Source organism: Pirellulales bacterium (assembly GCA_019694455.1).
Lineage (GTDB): Bacteria > Planctomycetota > Planctomycetia > Pirellulales > JAEUIK01 > JAIBBY01.
In genome coordinates this window covers 31,494-52,117 of the sequence record JAIBBY010000035.1, presented here as the reverse complement: position 1 = coordinate 52,117, position 20,624 = coordinate 31,494, and the positions used below count along the sequence as shown (strand labels likewise).

Below are 20,624 nucleotides of genomic sequence, written 5' to 3'. Positions count from 1 at the left end.
CTGCGCGGGGGCGAAGGCCGAAGTCGGCTCGCGCGTAGTTCGGCATGTCCACGCCGAAGCGTGGACATGGCACGCGGCGAGGGAAGAAAAAATGCCCCCCTCACCGCGACCTGCGGTCGCTGCCTCTGGCGCCTACTGCGCTTCGCTGCGTGGGGGCGAGGCGGAAGAAGGGGGCCGCGCGGGGGAGTCTCGCACAATGCTTCCCACTGGCGGAGCCAGCGGCACACGGAGGGGAGGCACACTGCGGGATCAGGTGAGCAGTGGAGCAGGTGAGGCGGCCCGTGGGGCCGCATGTGGGGCCGCAGGGAGGGAAGAATCGAATCGCAACGAAAACATGAAATCAGGGGGGTGAACTCCGAAAACCCCCGTCCGACTACGAACGCGAATCGGGATTCTGTTTTTCAAAACGCTTGGCGCGTCACGGCTTGCGCCGTGGCGGCCGCGCGGGAGCGGCGGGAGGGTTTTCGGAGTTTTCGGAATGGAGAGGCGATTCGTGGCGCGTGGAGGAAGAGAACCGCAGAGACACGGAGGGGGAATAGTGGTTAGTGGCGAGTAGTTAGTGGTTAGGGAAGAAAGAAGAAAAAACGCGAGGGCGCGAGGAGGGAGGACGAAAGCAGAAAGCAAGACCCCCTCACCGCGGTCTGCGACCGCTGCCTCTGGCGCCTACTACGCTTCGCTGCGTGGGGGCGAGGCGGAAGAGAAGGAGAGAATGTGAGCAGGAGAGCGGGAGCTACTACTTGCTTGCGTCACACCATTACATCTTGGCGACTCTTTCTTTCTCTAATCGCTAGCCACGGCTCACCACTATTGCGGCAGGAATTCGTGCACGATGGTGGTTTCGCGCACCTGGCGGCTGTCGGGGTCGAAGGTGCGGATCTTGATCTGGACTGCCCGCAAGGGATGGGCGTACGGCGGCGGAGCCTCCTGTTCGCTGGGGTCGTCGACGCCGTTCACTCCATCATCGTCGAGGCCGTTGGTGCCCAAGTCAATTTTCATGTCGCCATGTTGATCGATGCCGTCCTGCTCGTAGTGCGTCGACCAGGTGTCATAAACCGAAACGGAGGGCCATTGGGCGGTGAAACCAGCCGCGATGCCAGACAACTGATTCGGCCCATTCATAAAATGCGGCAACGGCGCGGTCGCGATATTGTACGGCGCCGCGGCGGGATCGAATTCATACGTCACACCTGGCGCGGGATTGTGGCCCGCGATTTGGCCGTCGGGACTTCCGGACGACGATTCCAACTCGCGCATGCCGAACAGATCGACAAAGGCGCCAAAGCCGACAATGGTTGGGTTGCTGGAAAATTGCTGCAAATAGACCGCGTCGCCCGGTAGGTAGACCGAAGTACCTTTGGAAAGTTGCGGCGCGCCGGGATCCCACAGCTTGACGTCGAAGCTGAGGACGTTGGTCAAGATCACATCCTCGGCGCTGCGTATCGCGGTGGCCTGGTAGGCCCTGAGCATGCCCGTGCTGCGATCGAGGATTTGACTGGGATACGGATTGCGCCAGGCGTCGAAGTGGCTCGCCGGCGACGGCATGAGCGTGGAGGGTGGATACTCGCCATCGGCCATCCACAAATTGGTGGTGTCTCCCAGCGGGGTGATTTCGGCCCGGCCATTGGTGGTATAGGCGGCGCCGCTGGGCAGTGGATCGTGGAAGGGAAACGGCCACAGCCGCGACGAACATTCGGCAAGCGTCGGCAGGCCGAGCACGTGCCAGTGGCGGGCGTCGTGCGGAAAACGATACGGCTGATGGGCGTAGCGATGCTCGCGCTTGGTGAGGTCGCCCAGCGAATTGGCCACCAGGCGGCCAGTGCCTGCGCCCGCGTTTGTGCTCAAGGCGTAGGGGCCATCGTCCATGCGGGCCGAGATGTCGAACAGACCGTAATAGCTGTAGCTGGCGCCGGCGGTATCGACCAGCGGCCTGGCGGGAATCGGAACAGGCTGGGTCGCGCCGGGGAGCAGCGCGCCGCCAGGAAGCACCAGCAACACGCGGCGATACAGTGTGGTTCCACGGACGAAGTAGGCGATCTCCGCCACATGCGATTCAACCATGTTGATCTGCATGCGCGCGTTCGGGTCGCTGGGATCGTACGGGTTGCCGTTGGTGTCGAGAATGACGCCGGCCGGGTTGTAGCTGGTGAAGCGGCCGGTGAACGGCTCATCCTGGCTGCGAGCGGTGAACATCACGATGTCGTCGAGGTCGCCCACGGTGGTGTCGGCGGGGAAGTTTCCGGTATTCACCTTGAGCATGAAGTCCATGCCGGGCGGGCTGGTGGTCCCAGTCTCGTCGGTGTTGAAGGCCACGCTGCCGGGGGAGGGCTGCACGCCCATCGAGCCTTCGATGATCTCCAGATAGCCTTGGCCCGACTCGGGACGGATGGGCGGATTGGGAAAGACGGTCACGCCCGCCAGGTCTTTTTGGACGCGCTCGCGGGCGTAGCGGAGGCGGTCGGTCATTTCGATGGTGGCGCGGCTGCCGGAGATGTTTTCCATCACCTGGCTCATGACGGTGACGACCATGGTCATCAGCAGCAGGGTCAGGCCGACGGCGACGAGCATCTCGATGAGGGTGAAGCCGCCACGGGGGGAGGGGCGAAGGGACTGGGGGTTAGGGATTAGGGAGTAGGAAAAGGAAGAAGAGCCACGGTTGCTTGGGGAGACGCCCCCCTCATCCGGCCTGCGGCCACCTTCTCCCCCTGCTGCGCGGGGGCGAAGGGAAGTAGGAGCGCTGGCATGCGGAGGAGAAGTATGTGAACCGCAGAGACGCGGAGACGCGGAGGATTGCGCGTGAGTTGCGATCAAATCTTCACTGGTCACTAGCCACTGACCACTAGCCACTACTGGCTCCCCCTCATCCGGCCTGCGGCCACCTTCTCCCCCTGCTGCGCGGGGGCGAAGGGAAGTAGGAGCGCTGGCATGCGGAGGAGAAGTATGTGAATCGCAGAGACGCAGAGACGCGGAGGGAGAAAGCGACTGGGGGTCAGGGATTAGGGAGTAGGAATTCGAAGAAGAGCCACGGTTGCTTGGGGAGACGCCCCCCTCATCCGGCCTGCGGCCACCTTCTCCCCCTGCTGCGCGGGGGCGAAGGGAAGAAGCAGCGCTGGCGGAACGAGTGATGAGCGCGAGCAGTGGAACAGGTGAGCAGTGGAACAGGCGAACGATCGAATCGACAATCCCCGGTCCCGAGTCGCTGATCCTTCGTCTCTGAATTTCTCCGCGTCTCTGCGCCTCGGCGGTGGAACGAATTTGCGCATCGTCGGCGGGGAAGTGTTGGTTCATCTCGATTTGGCGCCTCTTTAGTGTACCGTGGCGGCGAGCGTGGCTCGCGCGCACGACTGGGCCGCGAGCGAATTGTCGCTTCGCTCACGGCGACCGTGCATTCCCCCGCGTGCGGCTGGCCCGCATGACGAGTCGGGTTGAAAAGTGCGCGGCGGCCGAGGGGCCGCAAGACTGGCCGGCTTCAACCGCCGAGCGAACCGCCGCAGCATTCTATTCCACGCTGGGGGGGCTGGGGTGTCAAGCGCTGAGTCAAAGCGTAGCGCGCGAACGGGAGAGAGGCGGGATCGGACAGTTTTGAGCAGGTGAACAGTGGAGCAGGTGAGAAGGTGGAGACTGCTAATCTGGCGTCGGATTATCTGGTGGTTCGACTGGGGCCGGCGGCCACAACAGATAGGCGAAAAACAATAGCGCCGCGCCAATCGCGATGGCGACAGCCGCCTCGGGCAGTTTGGTGATCCAATTGTTGCGCTGCTGGGCGTCGCGGGTCAGGACGACCAGCAAGGAAAACCACACCACACCTGACAAACCCTTGGCAACAGTGACCGCGCCAAAAAAGAACAATATTACACGCAGCGAGAGCCGCAGTCGCGATTCGCCGGGCCGCTCGTAATTCAAAAACCGCAGCCAGCGGGGTCGCTTGGGCATCGGCTCTCTGGGCAACAGGAAGCCGGCGATCACCATCGCGGTTATGCCTACCAGATAGGCGGTCCCAACGCCCCGGAGATTAGGGAAGAAATCAGTCGCATCCGCTCGGGCGACCAACAAAAGCCACACCACGTACGACATGGCTAGTAGAATCAGCCCGAAAAAGAAGAGCGCCAGCGAGAGGGAGGCGCGAACGCGCCGCCAGCGCGATTCGGCGTGCTTGGCGGCATCCATCGGGTCGGGCGCGGCGTAGGGATTCGGCTCGACGCTGGGCACGTCCCGCTCCTACTGCTCCATGACCTCGGTTTCTTTGGCCTTGGCCAGCGCGTCGACCTGGCCCTCGTAGGTCTTGGTCAGTTCTTGCACTTCTTCTTTGACCGAGTCGCGATCGTCCTCGGTCAGGATCTTGTCTTTCTGCTCCTGATCGGCAAGTTTGTTGCCGTCGCGGCGGACATTGCGGATGGCGACCTTGGCCTCCTCGGACAATTCCTTGATCCGCGCGACCAGCTTTTTGCGCGTTTCGGTCGAGAGGGGCGGGATGCTGATGCGCACCACGCGGCCATCGTTCATGGGGTTGAAGCCCAGGTCGCTGGCCTGAATCGCCTTTTCGATGTCTTTGAGCGTGCTGGGGTCGAAGGGGCGAATGACGATCTGATTAGGTTCGGGGGCGCCGATGGTGGCGAGTTGCTTGAGCGGGGTGGGAGAGCCGTAGGCGTCGACGCGGATGGAGTCGACCAGCCCCGGGTTGGCGCGGCCGGTGCGGATGCCGGCCAAGGCCTGCTTGAGGACCGCGACCCCTTTTTCCATGCGTTCTTCGACGTCGAGCAGGATGGTATCGGAGCTCATGGCAGACCTCTACTGGCGCGCTAGCGCTTGCTTTTGTTGGCTGATGTAGGCTTCGCTGGCGATGAGCGTGCCGACCTTTTGGCCTTCGACCGCTCGCTCGATGTTGCCTTCTTTTTTGTAGTTGAACACCAAGATCGGCATGTCGTGTTCCATGCACTGGGCGATGGCGGTGGAGTCCATGACCCGCAGATTTTGCTGCTGCACGGTGTGGTAGCTCAACTCGCTATAGAGCACGGCGTGGGCGTTCTTTTCGGGGTCGTCGCTGTAGACGCCATCGACACGAGTGGCCTTGAGCAGGATGTTGGCCTCCAGCTCCAAAGCCCGCTGCGCGGCGGCGGTGTCGGTGGTGACAAACGGGCTGCCGGTGCCGGCGGCCAACAGCACGATGCGCCCTTTTTCCAGATGGCGGCGGGCGCGGCGGCGAATATACGGCTCGGCCACGGCCTCCATGCGGATGGCGGTGAGCAGGCGGGTTTCGCAGCCGAGCGACTCTAGCGCGTCTTGCAGCGCCAGGCCGTTCATCACGGTGGCCAGCATGCCCATGTAGTGGGCGGTGGCCTCCTCGATGCCGGTGGCGCCGGAACGGAACTGGGCGCCACGGAGGATGTTGCCGCCCCCCATGACGATGGCGATTTGCGCCCCTTGGCGGGCGGCGCGGGCCGTTTGCTGCGCCAGGTGCAGCACTTCGTCCATGTTGATGCCGCGTTCTCCGGCACGCGTGAAGCTTTCGCCAGAGACCTTGAGCAGCACGCGGCGGGCGGGGGTATCGGTCATGGAGTTTTTACTCTCGTTAGGGAAGTTGTCGCCGGCGACGGGCTATTCTTTGCCCAGCTCCCAGCCGACGAAGCGGACCACCTGCATGCCGTGATCGTTGGCGTAGGCGCCGACGGTTTTCTTTTCGTCCTTGATGAAGGGCTGCTCGGCCAGCACATGCTCGGCAAAGAAGTTGCGCAGACGGCCTTCGACCATCTTGGCGATGATGTTCTCGGGCTTGCCCTCTTTGCGCGAGGCCTCGGAGAGGATTTCGCGTTCTTTGTCGATGAGCGCGGGGTCGAGATCGTCCTTGGTGGTGGCTTTGGGGCGCATGGCGGTGACGTGCATGGCCAGTTCGTTGGCGATGGACTGATCGATGGCTTTGGCGCAGGTGGCGCGGACCTCGACCAAGGCGCCATGCGTGCCGGTGTGGTGGGCATAACCGCCGCAGGGGCCGTCGATGCGGACCATGCGGCCGATGTTGAAGACCTCGCGAATGCGGTTGACCAGATCGTCTTTTTGATCGGCCAAGGTTTGGCCGGGGCGACTGGGGGAGGGTTGGCTGAGCAACTCGTCGCCAGTGGCGGCGCCGGGGCCGGTGGCCAACTGCTTGGCCAAGTCGTTGGCGAGTTGGATGAAGTCGTTGCTGCCGACGACCGGGGCGCTTTCGCAGCGCAGTTCGACCAGGGCGCCGACGCCGCTGGCCACATCGGCATAGACGCCAAAGCGGCCAAAGCTGGTCTCGCGGTCGGCGCGGTTGGCCATGGTCTTTTTGCCTTGCTTGCGCAGCATATCGATGGCCGCGGCCTCATCGCCGCCGGTGGATTGCAAGGCCTGCTTGCACTCCATCATCGGCAGGCCGGTCTTGTCTCGCAGCGATTTGACGGCGCTGGCCGAAATATCCGCCATGTCAGTCCTCTCCGGTTATGTGGTGTGGGCCGCGGGCGGAAGCTAGCCCTTGCGGCAGTTGCAATTGAATTGGGATGGATACGCCGATCGCTGGTCCGCGGCGAAACCCGGGGGCCATCTGCCCACGAAGGTACGCTTTGCCGCGTTCCTAGTCGAGCATTGCCGCCGCGATCCATCGCGATAGACGGCAAGGACCGGTTGCATCACGCAGCAGGCCGCTAGACCTTGGCGGGCTCGGCGTCTTTGGCGGCGCCTTGCCCGGCAAAGGCCTCGCTGGAGGCGTTGCCTTCGATGATGGCGTCGGCGAGTTGCTTGAGCACCAGTTCGATCGAGCGCACGCTATCGTCGTTGCACGGGATCGGCAGGTCGACCAGATCGGGATCGCTGTCGGTGTCGATCAGCGCCACCACCGTGATGCCGAGCTTGCGGGCCTCGTCGACGGCGTTGTGCTCCTTTTTGGGGTCGACCACCACCAGGCACTCGGGCAGGCGGTTGAGCTGCCGGATGCCGTTGAGGTTGCGGAGCATCTTGCGATACTCGCGTTTGAGGGCCGACTGCATCTTTTTGGAGTAGGTGTGCAGCTCTTCGCCAGCCATGAGCTTATCCAGCTCTTCCAGGCGGGTGAGCCGGCTGCGAATGGTGCGAAAGTTGGTCAAGCTGCCGCCGAGCCAGCGCTCGCTGACGTAGGGCATTTTGCAGCGGGCGGCTTCGCGCTCGACGCTCTCGGCGGCCTGCTTCTTGGTGCCGACAAACAGCACCAGGCTGCCGCCCGACGCCACCTGGCCGAGGTACTTTTTGGCGCGGAGCATGCCGCGAATGGTTTCGCGGACGTCGATGATGTGGATGAGGTTGCGGCGGGCGTAGATATACGGCCGCATCTTGGGGTTCCAACGACTGGCGCGATGGCCAAAGTGGACCCCGGCTTCAATAAGCTGCTGAACAAGCACTGTGGACAAAGTAAAACTCCTTGGCACACCGGGCTATGTCCCCACCGTCCTCGGCTGGGAGGCGCGGGGCAACCGGCGTTCTCTGATAGGTATCGGCCAGATCGAGCCGATGCTCGCCGCGGCGGCGGCCGTTGCCGCTAGCGGAAGGGAGTAAGTGTAGCGGCGCCTAGGCTTTATGGGAAGGGCGCGAGCGGCGCGAGATCAGGAGTGACAATCACTTTCCCCCCGCTAATACTCCACTTGCCGCCGCGACGCCGGCGCCGAGCGCGACTGGCGCGCCAAGCTCAAGCAGCACCAGTTCCAAGGCGGCGAGCGTGGCGAGCAGGTCAAGCTCGTCGACCAGCCCAAAGTGGGCGATGCGGAATATCTTGCCCTTGAGCGGTCCCTGTCCGCCCGCCAGCTTGAGGCCGAAGCGCTCTTCCAGTCGCTGGAGCAACCGCGCGGCGCCGATGGCGTCGGGGACGCGGATGGCGGTCATGCCGTCGGCGGGGCGCTGGGCAAACACCTCCAGGCCGATCGCGCTGGCGCCGGCGCGCATGGCGCCGGCCAGACGGCGCGAGCGGCGCCAGACGTTTTCCATCCCTGCGCCACGAATCAGCCGCAGGCTCTCGGCCAATCCGCTGATGAGCGTAATGGCGGGGGTCCAAGGGGTGTCGGCGTCGCCACGCAGTTTTTCGAGATGCAGGCGCAGGTTGAAGTAGAACGACTGCGGCTGGATCGACTCGATCTGGCGGCGGGCCTTGTCGCTCACCGTGACGAAGGCCAGACCGGGGGGACACATCAGCGCCTTTTGCGAGCCGACCACCAGCATGTCGATGCCCCACTGGCTGGTGCGGCACTCGACGCAGCCGGCGCCCGATATGCCATCGACCACAAAGACCGCGCGCGTGGGGCGGACGACGCGGGCGATGGCCTCGACATCGTGGGCCACGCCGGTGCTCGACTCCATCAGCGTGCCGTAAACGGCGACGGCGTCTGGATGCTCGACGAGCAAGCGGGCGACGTCGGCAGGATCAACAGCTTGGCCCCAAGTCACTTGATGCCGGACGACTTCGATGCCGAAGGCGGTGGCGATTTCCGCCCAGCGCTGGGCGAAGCGACCGGCGTCTAGCACGATGACCTTGCCGCCGCGCGGCGCCAGATTGGTGACGGCGGCCTCCATGGCGCCGGTGCCCGACGAGGCCAGCACCAGCACATCGTCCTGGGTTTGGAGCACTTCTTTGAGGCCGGCGAGGACCTCGGCGAAGAGCGCGCGAAACTGCGGCGTGCGATGGTGGACGACGTCGCGGGCCATCGCCAGGCGCGCCGACTCGGGGACTTGCGTGGGACCGGGAGTGAGCAGGCGGTTTTTACGAAGCGACATAGCGGCAGGACGAAGCGGGGGTGGGGGATGTTCGCGCTACCGGCCGCAGGGCGTTAAACCGTGCGGCGCGTGCCGACTTTTATCGTGACCGCGCGGCGAAATGCAAGCGGCCAGTCCGGCGGCGGAGTTGACCCGACGACCAGCGCCGGTATTCTAAAAGCCATGCCGGGTTGGGTTTGTGGTGAAGCGAGAGGGGTCGCATGAATCGACGCCGCACCTTGTTATGGATCGCCGCCTGCGCCTGCTGCGCGCTGTTGCCGCTGCGCGCCGCGGAAGTGGGCAAAGCGTCGGCTCAACCCACAGTCCAGATGGTGATCGACTATCATGACGGGGTGGAGAAGCACTTTACCGCCATACCACACACGGCGGGCATGACCGTGGCCGATTGCCTGACCTATGCCGCCAAGCACCCGCATGGCGTCAAGCACGCCAGCACGGGGCGCGGCGCCACGCTGTTTGTGGGTGCGATCGACGGAATGGAGAACGAAGGGGGCACGGACGGCAAAAATTGGGTCTACTACGTCAACGATCGCAAAGGCAACAAGAGTTGCGGCGCGCACGAACTGAAGGCGGGGGACCAGGTCAAGTGGCGCTTTGAGGTGTTTGAGCCGTGACGGCGCCGGTTGAGATCGGCATCAAGAATTCACTCTGCTAACTCCTTTCTGAACGAGATGGACCTATGACGACGAACTCGCGAATCAAATCGGTGCTCTTGGTGCTGTTGTTGGCGGCGTTTGGATTGGCCGCCAGGGTGTTGCCGCACCCGCCCAACTTTGTGCCGATCGCGGCAATCGCGTTGTTCGCGGGTTACATGTTTGGCCAGCGGGCGACGACGATGCTCATTCCGTTGTCGGCCATGCTGCTGGGCGACCTGTTGATCGGAACCTACGACTGGCGCGTGATGGCGGTGGTGTACGCCGCGCTGGCTTTGCCGGTCGCGCTGTCGGCGCTGGTGGGACGCGAACTATCGCTAGCGCGAGTGGCCGGCGCCACCCTGGCGTCGTCGATCATCTTCTTTTCGACCACCAATCTGGCGGTGTGGTACTTCGGCTCGCTCTATTCGCACAGCTTGTCTGGACTGGTGGAGTGCTATGTGTCGGCCATGCCGTTCTTCAAGTTAACGCTCGCAGGCGACGCGCTGTGGTCGGCCGTGTTGTTTGGCGGCTACGCCTTGGCGACGCGCGGCACGGGATACCGCTTTGGCCGGCTGGCCTACGCGCGGGCGCCCAAGCGCTAACGGCGAGTTGACGTTGGCGTCGGGCGGAGCCAGTCGCATGTGATTTGTTGACGGAGCGAGGCGCCTGCCAGCAACCGCCGGGAGTCAGCCGTCATGCGACTTTGCCGCTATCGCCATCGCGATCAGATTCTTGCCGGGCTGTACGACGAGCAGCACATTGTGCCGCTGGCCGGCGGAGCGAAGGCCTACGCCGACGCCACGCACGAAAATCTCAAGCTACCGGCGAGCGAGAACCTGCTCGACTATTTGCCGCACGGAGAGCACTTTGCCGCCGCGCAAAAGGTGGCGCGCTGGGTGGAGAATCTGGCGGGCAAGTCGCTGCCTGAGGGGACGACGCCGACCAGCGCGGTGGAACTGCTGGCGCCGATCCCGCGGCCGAACAAGTTGCTGCTGCTGGCGGGCAACTACGCGGCGCACATTCAGGAGGGGGGCGGCCAGGCGGCGGAGCGAGCAGAGACGTTTCCGTACGTCTTTTTGAAGCCGGCCAGCACGACGCTCAACGATCCGGGCAAGCCGGTTTACATACCCAAAGTCTCTCCCCAGCAGATCGATTGGGAGTGCGAACTGGCGGTGGTGATCGGCAAGCGCGTGAAGCACGCCAAGGAGGCGGACGCGCTGGAGTATGTTGCCGGCTATACGGTGGTGAACGACATCTCGGATCGACACTTCAAGCCGAATCCGGGGCGCAAGCCGCGCAAGAACGATGATTTCTTCGACTGGCTGCACGGCAAATGGGCCGACAGCTTTTGCCCTTGCGGGCCGTGCGTGACCAGCGCCGACGCGATCCCCGACCCGCAAAAGCTCCACTTGAAGCTGACCTTGAACGGCGAGACGCGGCAAGACGCGTCGAGCGCGCAGCAGATATTTCCGGTGGCGGCAGTGATCGAGTTCATCTCCAGCTTCGTGACGCTGGAGCCGGGAGACATCATCTCGACCGGCACACCGGCCGGGGTGGGCAAGGCGACCGGCACGTTTCTCAAGCCGGGCGATCGGGTGGTGGCGAGCATCAGTTCGATCGGGGAATTGGTCTCGCCGATCGCAGCCGAGGCCTAGCGGCCCATTAATAGCGCGACGGCGGGCGATACGCTCGTTGATCGGTGACTTGCTCGGCCGGCTCGGCTTTGGCGGCGGTGGATTGTGGGTTTTCCAGTTGAGACGCCGGCGCCGTGGGGACACGCTGCCCCTGTTTGCGAGCGACGCGCGACAAGACCCAGCGCTGGATACGGGGCGCGGACTCCGGTTCGGCGGTTGGCTCGATGGACTCCGCCGCTAACGACTCGTCAGAGGGCGCGATGGAATCGCCGGGGACAACATCGCTGGGGGCCACATCGATCGGCGGGGCGCTGGCGACATTCGTCGTTGGCACGGGCGCTTCGACAAAGACAGGCTGGTCGCCGCCGGCGATCTCCACCGCGCTGGTTTGCGGGACGAGGGGGGGAGCGTCGGCGCTGGCCGTACTATTCATGTGGGGGGCAACGTCCAAGCCAGGCGCGCGGATCAATGGTGGCGGGAGGGGCGGAGCTTGGCTAGCGGTAATCGCCGGCGCCGCGGTCGGCGCAATTGCCGGCGCAGTCGGCAGTGCGGTCGTCTCGGCGCTTGGCTGCGCCGGCAGCGGCGCGAGTGATTCGACCGGCGCCGTCGTTGCCAGCTCGGTTTGCGCCGGAGCGGGCTCAATGGTGGTTGATGTTTCGGGGCCGCTGTGCGCCGCTGGCGACAATTGCGGCGCCGCTGGGGGCGCGCTGGTGGGGACAATCGCAAGGCTTGATTGCATGGCCGGCGCGGCGGATTGCTGGTCGGCGAGTTGCGGATCTGCGGCGACGGCCGACTCGACAGTGGGAGCCGCTTGAGATGGCGGCGCGGCGGTGGGCGCTTGCGTGCCGATGGCGACCGATTGCGGGGCGAGCGCGCTGGCGTCTGACGATGGCTGGGCCGCTGGCTGCGGAACATAAGCGGGCGCGATGGGCACGGAGGTCGTTGTATTGGCCGGCGGCGGCGCTGATTGTTGCAGCGCGGGGGGCAAAGGCTGTTGCGGCACTGGTTGCTGCACCGCTGGTGGCAGTTGCTGCTGCGGCGCCTGTGGCATCGGTTGGCGCGGCGCGGGATGCCGAGGCATCACGGGGCGCTGCGCCAGCATGGGGGGAGGCGCCTCGACACCGCCGAGCGAGGTGTACCACTGTCGCGCCTGGACGAACTGCGGATTGATCTCCAGCGCTTTGCCGAAGTGAATCATCGCGCGGCGGTGATCGCCCCGTTCGTTCAGCAGGTAGCCGAGGTTGTAGTAGGCGATGGAAGGATCGTTGACGGCGGACAGGTGCTGATAGGCGCCCGGCAGGCGGCCGAGCGCGACGAGCGCGCGGGCAATGTTGTTGCGATAGAGCTTTTTGGCGGGATCGAGGGCGATGGCCTGTTCGAAAGCGGCCACGGCGTCGTTGAACTTGCCTTGTTGCATGAGGCAGAGTCCCAGATCGTTGAACAGCGCGGCGTCGCGCGGGGCGGCGGCGATGGCCTGGCGGTAAAACTCCACCGCCTTCTCGGGCTCCCCCTTGCCCTCTTGGACATGGGCCATGCCGGCGAGCGCGGCGGGGTTGTTTGGTTCTTTTTCCAAGGCGCGGCGATAGTTCGACTCGGCGGCCTTGTAGTTTTCGCCGCGCATCTGCACGTCGGCGAACGAAATGAACAGATCGGCGTCGGGATCCTTGGCCTTTTTGGAGTTGGTCCAGGGATCGGGAATTTTGGCGTGGTCGGGGGGCGGATCGGGCTCTTTTTTCTTGAAGGTCGCTTTGAACTTTTGCGTCATCTTGTCGAAGAACGAAGGCTCGTCGCCGGCGCCGTCGGTGGCAATGAGCTGCGCGCGCGCCGGCGCCGCGGCGACCAGCGCGCAGGCGATCGTCGTGGCGAGCACGACCGGTAACGACAGGTTGCGGCGCGGCGGCATCCTTTACCTCCTGACACCCCTTGCAGCTTCACGAACAGCGCGGCGCGGGAGTCGACCGGCGCGCGGTCGCCTCCGTTGGGTTTCATCGTCCGCGAACCAAGCGCCGCTAGAGTCGGCGGCGCCGGTTATGCGGGTGGGAAAAGCCGCGCGGTCGCCAGCAAACCCGCGCTGGCGCCAGCGCCAGCAAAACGGCGCCGGCGCGATTGCTCTTTGCCGAGCCTGCGCCATCGGCCACGCTTATAGCGATTGTGCCGAGGGGCGCGCCGGAGAGTTGGCTGGTTTCGCCCTTTTTACGGCAATGTGACCAGCTTGCCGCAGTCGGCGACTCAATGATTGTCAGGCGACCCGATGGACCCATTCGGGTCTGGGAGCGGCTTGGTGGCGGTTTTGGACATCACGGCGCGAACTGACGAAGAGCTAGCGGCCGAAGCGGCGCGCGAAGGCTCGGATGGGCTGGCGTTTCAGGCGCTGGTCGAGCGCTTTCGTCGGCGCGTGTGGCAGGTGTGTTATCGCCTGTTGGGCAACGAAGCCGACGCTCACGACGCGGCGCAAGAAGTCTTTGTCCGCATGTTCTTTCACCGGACGAAGTTCGCGGGCCGATCGAAGTTCTCCACCTGGGTGCATGGCATTGCCGTGCGCGTTTGCCTGACCATGCGCCGCGGGCGCGGCAGGCGCTTGCGCCGCGAGCAAGTGGCCGGAGAGGGAACGCTGGAGAACAGCGCCGAGCGCGGCGACCGCGCCGATCAACAAGGCATGGCGATGGACGTCTATCAGATGCTCGACTCGCTCGACGAAGAGGATCGGGCCATGTTGATTTTGAAATACGCCGAGAGCTACACCTTTGAAGAGTTGGCGCAGATCTTCGATTTGACCCCCAGCGCTTGCAAGATGCGCATGAGTCGAGCGCGCGAAAAACTACAAGACAAATTTGGCCCTTTGGAGGCGCCGTGATGAGCTTCGATCTATTGGAAAAGCTGCGCGACGTGGAAGTGCCCGAAGCGCCTGCCGGCATCGACGAGCAGGTGCATCAGCGACTCAACACCTCGCTGGCGATCACGCACCTAGTCGAGTTCGTGGGGCTAGCGCTGCCGCACGCCATGACTGAGTTTGGTCGGCCGCTTGGCGACCTGCTGCGACAGACCTTGGCGATCCCGCCGAAGAAGGACCAGCGCGGGCCGAGCGGGAGGTGAGGACGGATGAAGCTCACGCCAAGGCGCCAACGAGGAGAAGAATTGCTTTCTTCAAAGCGAGCTTTGCGCGCGGGCGCGAGGCAGGCCCCTCATCCGGCCTTCGGCCACCTTCTCCCCGCAAGCGGGGCGAAGGTCGAAGCACGCAGTTCACTCGGCCTGCGGCTTCCCCAGGCATTGCTGCGCGCGGGCGAGGGGCGGGGGCGGAGCGGCCCCCCGCAGAAGACCGACGTCCGCTCCGTGCGCCGCACGCTCACAACTACTACGACGTGTAAGTTCGACTTCCAACCGATCTGTTACGCAAAAGAATCTTGTGCCGAGTGTGACCACTGATCGATTTGCGACCACACAACATTAGACAACTTGCCCGATCCAAACGGCCGGGACTCAGCAGAAGCGAACGACGTCGGCCAAGAGTCGCCAGCCAGGACGGGACAAGTAAGCAACCGCAACACACGCATTCACGAATAGGAGCACCGCCATGTTGACCAATCTCTTGTGGGCCGCAGTGGGCCAAGCGACGCCGGTGGCTGAATCGACTCCGGTCATTACCACGCCGCTCACCATGCCCGTGCAGGCGACACACGCCGTGCCGCAACTCGATTTCACTCGGGTGGAGACGTGGAGCGACGTCTTCGTGACGAGCTTTCAGGACGCGTTTCGCCAAATCCTGCAACTCCTGCCGAACATCCTGGCGATGTTGGTCGTGCTGGTGGTGGGCTACATCGCGGCTCGACTGCTGGCCCGCGTGGCGACCACGGTCGCCGAAGCGATTGGCCTGCAAACCGCCGCCGACCGCAGCGGCCTGGCCACATCGATGAAGCAGGTGGGCATTGCCCGCAGCGTGCCGTGGATTGTCGGCAGCATCGTCTTCTGGCTGACGATGGCGGTATTTCTGACGGCAGCCTTCAACCTGCTGGGTTTGGAAACCGTATCCGACGCCATGGCGCAGATCGTGGCCTATATTCCGCGGTTGCTGGTGGCGACCGTGTTGGTGGTGATCGGGCTGCTGGTGGCGGGCTTCTTGCGTGGTGTGGTGGCGACCAGCGCGGACCGCGTGGGCATTAACTACGCGGAGACCTTGGCCAACGGCTGCTACTACGTACTGGCCCTGATGACCTTCATCGCCGCGTTCGACCAGCTCGGCATCAAGTTCGAATTGTTGCGCGAGTTGATTCTGATCGCCTTCGGCGCCGTGGCGCTCGGCTTTGGCCTGGCGTTCGGTCTGGGAGGCCGCGACGTGATGGGAGGCATCCTGGCCGGGTACTACACGCGGCAACGATTGCACGCCGGCGACTATGTCCGCGTGGCGGGCATGGAAGGGCGCGTGCGCGAAGTGGGCCCCGTGGCCACCACGATCGAGACGGAAGAGGAGGGCCTGTTGAATCGGCACAGCATTCCGAACACGCGAATGCTGGCTGAGGCAGTGCGGTAACCGCCGCGCTGCGACGCTGACAGGACCAACAACGCAAGCATTGCGAGGCCCGTGGAGCGATCCGCGGGCCTCTTTTTTTTGTGTTGGGACTTGCTGCTCTGGCTCGGCTTATTCCGGCTCAACGACGACGGCGGTGCCGTAGCAGAGTACTTCGGTAACGCCTTGCATCAGTTCGGTGGCGTCGTAGCGGACGCCAATGATGGCGTTGGCGCCGAGTTGCTCGGCGTGCTCGGTCATCATGGCGAAGGCGTCGGAGCGGGTCTTTTCGCAGAGCGAAGTGAAGAGGCTGATATTGCCGCCCAGGATCGTTTGCAGCGAGCCGCCGAGCGTGCCGAGAATGGAGCGCGAGCGGACGATGATGCCGCGGACGACGCCGTGGTTTTGCACGACACGAAAGCCTGGCAACTCGAACGCGGTGGTGGTGAGAGCCGGATTCATGGTTTCCCCCCGGTTTGGCGTGAACGGCCGACTGCGATAGTCTAGCAGTCTGCCAGTCATTGAAGGGAACCACATGACGAAAGTTCGCACCGTCGTGGAGACGGGAGTTTATGCCGACGACCTGGAGGCCGCCGAGGCGTTTTATCGCGACGTGCTGGGGCTAGAGTTGGTGCATCGCGAAGCGGGGCATCATGTGTTCTTTTACGCCGGCGATCGGATGTTGCTGGTGTTTCGTCCCGATGCGACCTTGAAGGGCGATGTGCTGCCCGCGCACGGCCCACGAGGACCGGGGCATTTTGCCTTGGGGATCGACGCCGACACCTACGACGATTGGAAACGCCGGCTGGCGGAGCAGGGCGTGCCAATCGAGCAGGAGGTGACCTGGCCGCCGGGCGCGCGATCGATCTATTTTCGCGACCCGGCGGGGAACGCTGTCGAGCTGGTCACGCCCGGCTTGTGGGGATTGCCGTCTGGTTGGTGAGCGGCGCGGGTTCGTTCAGCGGAGTTGCCGGCTGCGGTATATTAGACGCCAAGCGGCAAGCCAGCCCGCGCAAGGCCAAGGAACCCAGGGAAGCGTCGTGAACTCTTTACGCGGTCATTTTTTGGTGGCGTCGAGTGAACTGAACGACCCCAATTTTTTGCGCACGGTGGTCTTGATCGTGCAGCACGACGAGATGGGAGCGATGGGACTGGTGCTCAACCGGCCGACCGATGCCACGGTGCGCAAGGTGTGGGAGCAAGTGAAACACAGCCCTTGCGCGGTCGACGCGCCGCTGTACCTGGGGGGGCCGATCGAAGGGCCGCTGGTGGCGCTGCACGCGCGCAGCGAGCAGGCCGACATCGAGGTGCTGCCGGGGCTATACTACACCGTGCAGCCAGATTCGCTGGAGAAGCTGGTTTCTCAAGGTGACGAGCCGGCGCGATTTATTGCGGGCTACGCGGGCTGGGGACCGGAGCAATTGGAGGGGGAACTGGAGCAGGGCGCCTGGCTCGTGGGCCCGGCGCGGCCGGAGCAAGTGCTGGGGCAAGAGGTTGATCTGTGGGAAAAGATCAGCCGCGAGTTGGCCGACACGAATCTGGTGTCGCTATTAGGAATCAAGCACGTGCCGGACGACCCGTCGCTCAATTGAGGCGGGATCGCGATGCATGCAGGGGCGTGGCGATAGGTTATCGACCGCGACCTTTGCTGCCGCCCCCCTTGGCGCCGCCTCCTTTAGCGCCACCGCCTTTACCGCCCTTGCTGCCACCTTTATTGCCCCCCTTGTTGCCACCTTGATTGCCCTTGCCGCCTTTGTTCCCTCCCTTGTTGCCGCCTTTATTTCCGCCGGCGGGCGGTTTGCCGGCTGCCGCGCCCAGGGACTTGAATGTGCCATTGACCATCGTGCCCAGCGAGCGTGCGCCGCCAATGCCGACGACCGAGATGAGCGAGAGCACAAAGCAATACTCGACCAGCGTGGCGCCGCGTCTGCGGCGCGACTGGCGACGAGCAGGCTCTCGATGGCGGTTGGTGAACAGCATCGCGACAATCGCTGGGTGTTATTGACCGGAGACCTGGCGAGGCGCATCGAACATCGGCAGCGTGCTGGGCGACGCCTCGGGGGGCTTGGCGCTGGCGTCGATGAGCGTCACGCCGCCGCGCGCGGCGACGGCGTCGAGCATGTCGTTAAAGTCGTCTTGCATGCCGAGGAGTTGATCGCCCTGGCGCAGCTTGACGCGGCGCACTGGCTCGCCGGCGGTAATCTGCCGCATCACCGAGCGAAACCGGTAGATCGGTCCCGCCACGCGATGGCAGTATTTCACGGCGTCCCACGCAAAGGCCGGCGCGAGCAACAGCACGCACAGGAGCATGGGATAGTTTTCGTAGAAGAACTGGCGATAGCCTACGGTGACGCTCTCGCCGGATTGCAACAGTCGCCAGCCGAACATCAGATTCCAGACTGTGAGCTGGTAGATGAACGCGTAAGCGACGATGCGAATGAAGATGCTGGTTTGAAACGGATCGACGTGTTGCCGATTTCTGCGCTCCGCCATGCGCGGCTCCCTCGCACAGATGAAGAAGAATTCACTCGCTCAACCCTAGTTCGCGAAGGTATGGCGGGCGCTAAAAATCGGCCGCATTTCTGGATGCGCTGGTTATTCGGTTATTGCGGCGAGCGGATTTCTTGACACGCGCCGCCGTCGCTTGATAATCGCACGCTGCCTGGTCCCCTTTTCATCGCCGGAGTATTGCCATGTCGCAGAGCCGCCACACACAGGGAATGTTGCCCGCCGGCACGTTCGCGGACCGCACGATTGTCATCACCGGAGGCGGCACGGGGCTGGGGCGCTCGATGTCGAAGTACCTGCTGGAGCTGGGCGCCAATTTGGTGATCTGCGGCCGGCGCGAAGCGGTGATCGTGGAGACCGCGCGCGAGTTGGCCGGCGAGACGGGGGGGCAGGTGCTGGGGCGCGCGTGCGACGTGCGCAAGCCCGAGGAGGTGGAGGCGCTGGCCGACGCGGCCTATGAGCGCTTTGGAGCGGTGCAGGGACTGGTGAACAACGCGGCGGGCAATTTTATTTGTCCGACCGAACGCCTGAGCTACAACGCGTTTAACTCGGTGGTCGACATCGTGCTCAAGGGTTCTTACAACTGCACGCTGGCCTTTGGCAAGCGCTGGATCGCGGACAAGACGCCGGGGGCGATGCTATCGATCAGCACCACCTACGCGTGGACCGGGTCTGGCTATGTGGTGCCGAGCGCCGTGGCCAAGGCGGGCGTATTGATCATGACGCGCTCGCTGGCCAGCGAGTGGGGCAAGTACGGCATTCGCTTGAACGCGATCGCGCCGGGACCATTTCCGACCGAGGGGGCGTGGTCGCGGTTGATGCCGCCGCAGCTCGACAAGACGTTCGACCCCAAGGTGAAGATCCCGCTGGGGCGGCATGGCGAACATCAAGAACTGGCCAATCTGGCGGCTTATCTGTTGTCGGACTTTGCGGCCTACATCACGGGGGACGTGGTGACGATCGACGGGGGAGAATGGCTGCGCGGCGCCGGCGAGTTCAACGGCCTGGAAGCGGTGAGCCAAGGAGAGTGGGATCTGCTGCAAGCGGCGATGAAGCCCAAGAAGTGAGCGCGATTGAACTTGCCCGCCGCGAGCAGGGCCTTAATACTCTAGCGCGTGCTGAACGCATTCACGCGCCTCTTGGTTTCTTGTGGAGTGGCTACTTGGCTTCGATACTTTCGCGCGCGGGGGGTTATTTTCGCAGCCACCCGATTGGATTCTGGTTCATCTTTTGGGGCGAACTGGCGGAGCGCTGTTCGTATTACGGCATGCGCGCGATTCTGGCGCTGTACATGACCGAGAAGTTGGGTTTCTCCGAGACCTCGGCAAGCCGGGTGATGGCGTACTTCATCGCCGCTTGCTACTTCTTGCCGCTGGTGGGCGGCTGGGTGGCCGACAACGTGTTGGGCAAGTATTGGACGATTGTCGGTTTCTCGGCGCCGTACATCTTGGGGCATGTGATCCTTGGCGTGGAGACGACGACTTACCTATATATCGCGCTGGCGCTGTTGGCGATGGGGAGCGGCGTGATCAAGCCGAACATCTCGACGCTCATGGGGATGACGTACGATCAAGAGCGCCCGGGGCAAGAGCAAATGCGCAGTGACGCGTTCGCAATGTTTTACGGAGCGGTGAACATCGGCGCAGCGCTATCGTCGATGGCGATGCCGGTGATCCGCAATCGCTACGATTATGCGACAGCGTTTTTGTTTCCTGCGGGCTTAATGGTGCTGGCGTTTGGCTTCTTCGCGGCGGGGAAGCGGTTTTACGCGAGGGAAGAGATAGTGCATCGCGCAAGCACGCCGGAGGAGCGCGCCGCGAAATTTGAACTGCTCATGCGGCTGGGCGCGATTTTCGCCACGGTGACGTTTTTCTGGTGCATCTTCGATCAATCGCCGAGCACCTGGACGTTTTTCGCCAAATCGCATTTGGATTTGAATCTGTTTGGCTACCAACTGGCGCCCGATCAACTGCAATCGCTCAATCCGCTGTTTATTGTCACTTTGTTGCCGCTGGTGACGATTGGTTGGCGCGTGCTGGCGATGCTAGGGCTGCCACTGAGACCGACGAGCAAGATGCTGGTCGGATTTGTGCTGACCGGTGTTTGCATGGCGATCATGTCCGCGGCCGGATTTCTGGCGGGAGACGGGCGAGTTTCGGTGCTTTGGGAAGTGGTCGCTTATTTGCTGATCACGGTGGCGGAGATTTGCATTTCGGTGGTGGGACTGGAGCTATCGTTCGCCGCGGCGCCGAAGTCGATGAAGAGCTTTGTTTCCGCTTGCTGGTTGTTGCCGATTTTCATTGGCAACATGCTCAACGCGCAGGTGGTGGAGCTCTACGAAGCCTACGATCCCGGCGCCTACTTCGGACTGATGGCGCTGATGATGATTCCGGTGACGATTGCCTTCATCTTCGCGGCGCGGGCGTTCAACCGGCATGAGCCGCCGCGCGAGATCACCGGCGAGCCGGCGCCAGAGGACGAGGCGGCGCGGGCTTTTTGACAAGTCCGGCGCGGGGTTCGATAATAAGCAGCGCGGAATCTGGCCGGTGGCGCGCTGCCATTGATGGCGTGATCTGGTGGCCTGTTCCGCGCCCCGCT

Annotated in this window: 21 protein-coding genes; 10 read left to right on the top strand and 11 right to left on the bottom strand. The window is 63.7% G+C overall.

All coding sequences use genetic code 11. The features are described from left to right. Positions 1-804: 804 nt before the first annotated feature. From K1X71_14500 to K1X71_14470, 7 genes are all read right to left on the bottom strand, one after another. Positions 805-2,565: a hypothetical protein gene (locus K1X71_14500; GenBank protein ID MBX7074353.1), complete on the bottom strand. Its 1,761-nt coding sequence runs from the start codon at positions 2,563-2,565 to the stop codon at positions 805-807. A gap of 1,056 nt (positions 2,566-3,621) precedes the next feature. Next, positions 3,622-4,206: a hypothetical protein gene (locus K1X71_14495; protein ID MBX7074352.1), complete on the bottom strand. Its 585-nt coding sequence runs from the start codon at positions 4,204-4,206 to the stop codon at positions 3,622-3,624. Between the two features lie 9 nt (positions 4,207-4,215). After that, positions 4,216-4,776 carry a ribosome recycling factor gene (gene frr / locus K1X71_14490; protein MBX7074351.1) on the bottom strand — a complete coding sequence of 187 codons (561 nt, stop codon included), beginning with the start codon at positions 4,774-4,776 and terminating at the stop codon, positions 4,216-4,218. Between the two features lie 9 nt (positions 4,777-4,785). Continuing rightward, positions 4,786-5,550, bottom strand: a complete 765-nt coding sequence (gene pyrH / locus K1X71_14485) for a UMP kinase (protein MBX7074350.1) — start codon at positions 5,548-5,550, stop codon at positions 4,786-4,788. Positions 5,551-5,592: 42 nt separating this feature from the next. Continuing rightward, positions 5,593-6,438 carry a translation elongation factor Ts gene (gene tsf / locus K1X71_14480; protein MBX7074349.1) on the bottom strand — a complete coding sequence of 282 codons (846 nt, stop codon included), beginning with the start codon at positions 6,436-6,438 and terminating at the stop codon, positions 5,593-5,595. Positions 6,439-6,656: 218 nt separating this feature from the next. Continuing rightward, positions 6,657-7,394 carry a 30S ribosomal protein S2 gene (gene rpsB / locus K1X71_14475; protein ID MBX7074348.1) on the bottom strand — a complete coding sequence of 246 codons (738 nt, stop codon included), beginning with the start codon at positions 7,392-7,394 and terminating at the stop codon, positions 6,657-6,659. 205 nt (positions 7,395-7,599) lie between these two features. Next, a complete protein-coding gene (locus tag K1X71_14470; protein MBX7074347.1) occupies positions 7,600-8,748 on the bottom strand; it encodes an alanine--glyoxylate aminotransferase family protein in 1,149 nt (382 codons plus the stop codon). A 200-nt stretch (positions 8,749-8,948) separates the two neighbouring features. On the opposite strand from K1X71_14470, the gene K1X71_14465 reads away from it, so the two are divergent. The 3 genes from K1X71_14465 (at position 8,949) to K1X71_14455 (ending at position 11,038) form a co-directional block, all read left to right on the top strand. Next, positions 8,949-9,362, top strand: coding sequence for a DUF4430 domain-containing protein (locus K1X71_14465; protein ID MBX7074346.1), 414 nt, complete (start codon positions 8,949-8,951; stop codon positions 9,360-9,362). A 65-nt stretch (positions 9,363-9,427) separates the two neighbouring features. Continuing rightward, positions 9,428-9,985, top strand: a complete 558-nt coding sequence (locus K1X71_14460; protein ID MBX7074345.1) for a hypothetical protein — start codon at positions 9,428-9,430, stop codon at positions 9,983-9,985. A gap of 93 nt (positions 9,986-10,078) precedes the next feature. Next, positions 10,079-11,038: a fumarylacetoacetate hydrolase family protein gene (locus tag K1X71_14455; protein MBX7074344.1), complete on the top strand. Its 960-nt coding sequence runs from the start codon at positions 10,079-10,081 to the stop codon at positions 11,036-11,038. A 7-nt stretch (positions 11,039-11,045) separates the two neighbouring features. Here K1X71_14455 and K1X71_14450 read toward each other — a convergent pair whose 3' ends face one another. Beyond that, complete coding sequence (locus tag K1X71_14450; protein ID MBX7074343.1) at positions 11,046-12,920, bottom strand: tetratricopeptide repeat protein; 1,875 nt, start codon at positions 12,918-12,920, stop codon at positions 11,046-11,048. Between the two features lie 378 nt (positions 12,921-13,298). Between K1X71_14450 and K1X71_14445 the strand changes: the two genes are divergently transcribed. The 3 genes from K1X71_14445 to K1X71_14435 all read left to right on the top strand — a co-directional run bounded on the left by K1X71_14445 (position 13,299) and on the right by K1X71_14435 (position 15,542). Continuing rightward, positions 13,299-13,871, top strand: coding sequence for an RNA polymerase sigma factor (locus tag K1X71_14445; GenBank protein ID MBX7074342.1), 573 nt, complete (start codon positions 13,299-13,301; stop codon positions 13,869-13,871). Beyond that, on the top strand, positions 13,871-14,110 hold the full coding sequence (locus K1X71_14440) for a hypothetical protein (GenBank protein MBX7074341.1): 240 nt from the start codon (positions 13,871-13,873) through the stop codon (positions 14,108-14,110). Before K1X71_14445 ends, K1X71_14440 begins: the two co-directional genes overlap by 1 nt. Positions 14,111-14,588: 478 nt before the next feature. After that, positions 14,589-15,542 (top strand): mechanosensitive ion channel, encoded by a 954-nt coding sequence (locus tag K1X71_14435; GenBank protein MBX7074340.1) that lies wholly within the window; start codon positions 14,589-14,591, stop codon positions 15,540-15,542. Between the two features lie 108 nt (positions 15,543-15,650). Here K1X71_14435 and K1X71_14430 read toward each other — a convergent pair whose 3' ends face one another. Then, positions 15,651-15,980, bottom strand: coding sequence for a YbjQ family protein (locus tag K1X71_14430; protein MBX7074339.1), 330 nt, complete (start codon positions 15,978-15,980; stop codon positions 15,651-15,653). A 73-nt stretch (positions 15,981-16,053) separates the two neighbouring features. On the opposite strand from K1X71_14430, the gene K1X71_14425 reads away from it, so the two are divergent. Next, positions 16,054-16,461, top strand: coding sequence for a VOC family protein (locus K1X71_14425; protein MBX7074338.1), 408 nt, complete (start codon positions 16,054-16,056; stop codon positions 16,459-16,461). A 97-nt stretch (positions 16,462-16,558) separates the two neighbouring features. Continuing rightward, the gene (locus K1X71_14420) at positions 16,559-17,110 is read left to right on the top strand and encodes a YqgE/AlgH family protein (protein MBX7074337.1); all 552 of its coding nucleotides are present in this window, start codon (positions 16,559-16,561) and stop codon (positions 17,108-17,110) included. A gap of 37 nt (positions 17,111-17,147) precedes the next feature. On the opposite strand, the gene K1X71_14415 is transcribed toward K1X71_14420, so the two are convergent. After that, the gene (locus K1X71_14415) at positions 17,148-17,498 is read right to left on the bottom strand and encodes a Flp family type IVb pilin (protein ID MBX7074336.1); all 351 of its coding nucleotides are present in this window, start codon (positions 17,496-17,498) and stop codon (positions 17,148-17,150) included. Positions 17,499-17,516: 18 nt separating this feature from the next. Continuing rightward, positions 17,517-18,011, bottom strand: a complete 495-nt coding sequence (locus tag K1X71_14410; protein ID MBX7074335.1) for a hypothetical protein — start codon at positions 18,009-18,011, stop codon at positions 17,517-17,519. Positions 18,012-18,211: 200 nt separating this feature from the next. On the opposite strand from K1X71_14410, the gene K1X71_14405 reads away from it, so the two are divergent. Beyond that, positions 18,212-19,093 (top strand): SDR family oxidoreductase, encoded by an 882-nt coding sequence (locus tag K1X71_14405; GenBank protein ID MBX7074334.1) that lies wholly within the window; start codon positions 18,212-18,214, stop codon positions 19,091-19,093. A gap of 95 nt (positions 19,094-19,188) precedes the next feature. Continuing rightward, positions 19,189-20,526 carry an oligopeptide:H+ symporter gene (locus K1X71_14400; GenBank protein ID MBX7074333.1) on the top strand — a complete coding sequence of 446 codons (1,338 nt, stop codon included), beginning with the start codon at positions 19,189-19,191 and terminating at the stop codon, positions 20,524-20,526. Positions 20,527-20,624 lie beyond the last annotated feature (98 nt).

Coding starts and splice junctions, on each gene's coding strand:
- K1X71_14500 (MBX7074353.1), bottom strand. CDS start 2,565: ATGCTCGTCGCCGTCGGCCTGACCCTGCTGCTGATGACCATGGTCGTC.
- frr (MBX7074351.1), bottom strand. CDS start 4,776: ATGAGCTCCGATACCATCCTGCTCGACGTCGAAGAACGCATGGAAAAA.
- pyrH (MBX7074350.1), bottom strand. CDS start 5,550: ATGACCGATACCCCCGCCCGCCGCGTGCTGCTCAAGGTCTCTGGCGAA.
- tsf (MBX7074349.1), bottom strand. CDS start 6,438: ATGGCGGATATTTCGGCCAGCGCCGTCAAATCGCTGCGAGACAAGACC.
- K1X71_14470 (MBX7074347.1), bottom strand. CDS start 8,748: ATGTCGCTTCGTAAAAACCGCCTGCTCACTCCCGGTCCCACGCAAGTC.
- K1X71_14465 (MBX7074346.1), top strand. CDS start 8,949: ATGAATCGACGCCGCACCTTGTTATGGATCGCCGCCTGCGCCTGCTGC.
- K1X71_14460 (MBX7074345.1), top strand. CDS start 9,428: ATGACGACGAACTCGCGAATCAAATCGGTGCTCTTGGTGCTGTTGTTG.
- K1X71_14455 (MBX7074344.1), top strand. CDS start 10,079: ATGCGACTTTGCCGCTATCGCCATCGCGATCAGATTCTTGCCGGGCTG.
- K1X71_14450 (MBX7074343.1), bottom strand. CDS start 12,920: ATGCCGCCGCGCCGCAACCTGTCGTTACCGGTCGTGCTCGCCACGACG.
- K1X71_14440 (MBX7074341.1), top strand. CDS start 13,871: ATGAGCTTCGATCTATTGGAAAAGCTGCGCGACGTGGAAGTGCCCGAA.
- K1X71_14435 (MBX7074340.1), top strand. CDS start 14,589: ATGTTGACCAATCTCTTGTGGGCCGCAGTGGGCCAAGCGACGCCGGTG.
- K1X71_14430 (MBX7074339.1), bottom strand. CDS start 15,980: ATGAATCCGGCTCTCACCACCACCGCGTTCGAGTTGCCAGGCTTTCGT.
- K1X71_14425 (MBX7074338.1), top strand. CDS start 16,054: ATGACGAAAGTTCGCACCGTCGTGGAGACGGGAGTTTATGCCGACGAC.
- K1X71_14415 (MBX7074336.1), bottom strand. CDS start 17,498: ATGCTGTTCACCAACCGCCATCGAGAGCCTGCTCGTCGCCAGTCGCGC.
- K1X71_14410 (MBX7074335.1), bottom strand. CDS start 18,011: ATGGCGGAGCGCAGAAATCGGCAACACGTCGATCCGTTTCAAACCAGC.
- K1X71_14405 (MBX7074334.1), top strand. CDS start 18,212: ATGTCGCAGAGCCGCCACACACAGGGAATGTTGCCCGCCGGCACGTTC.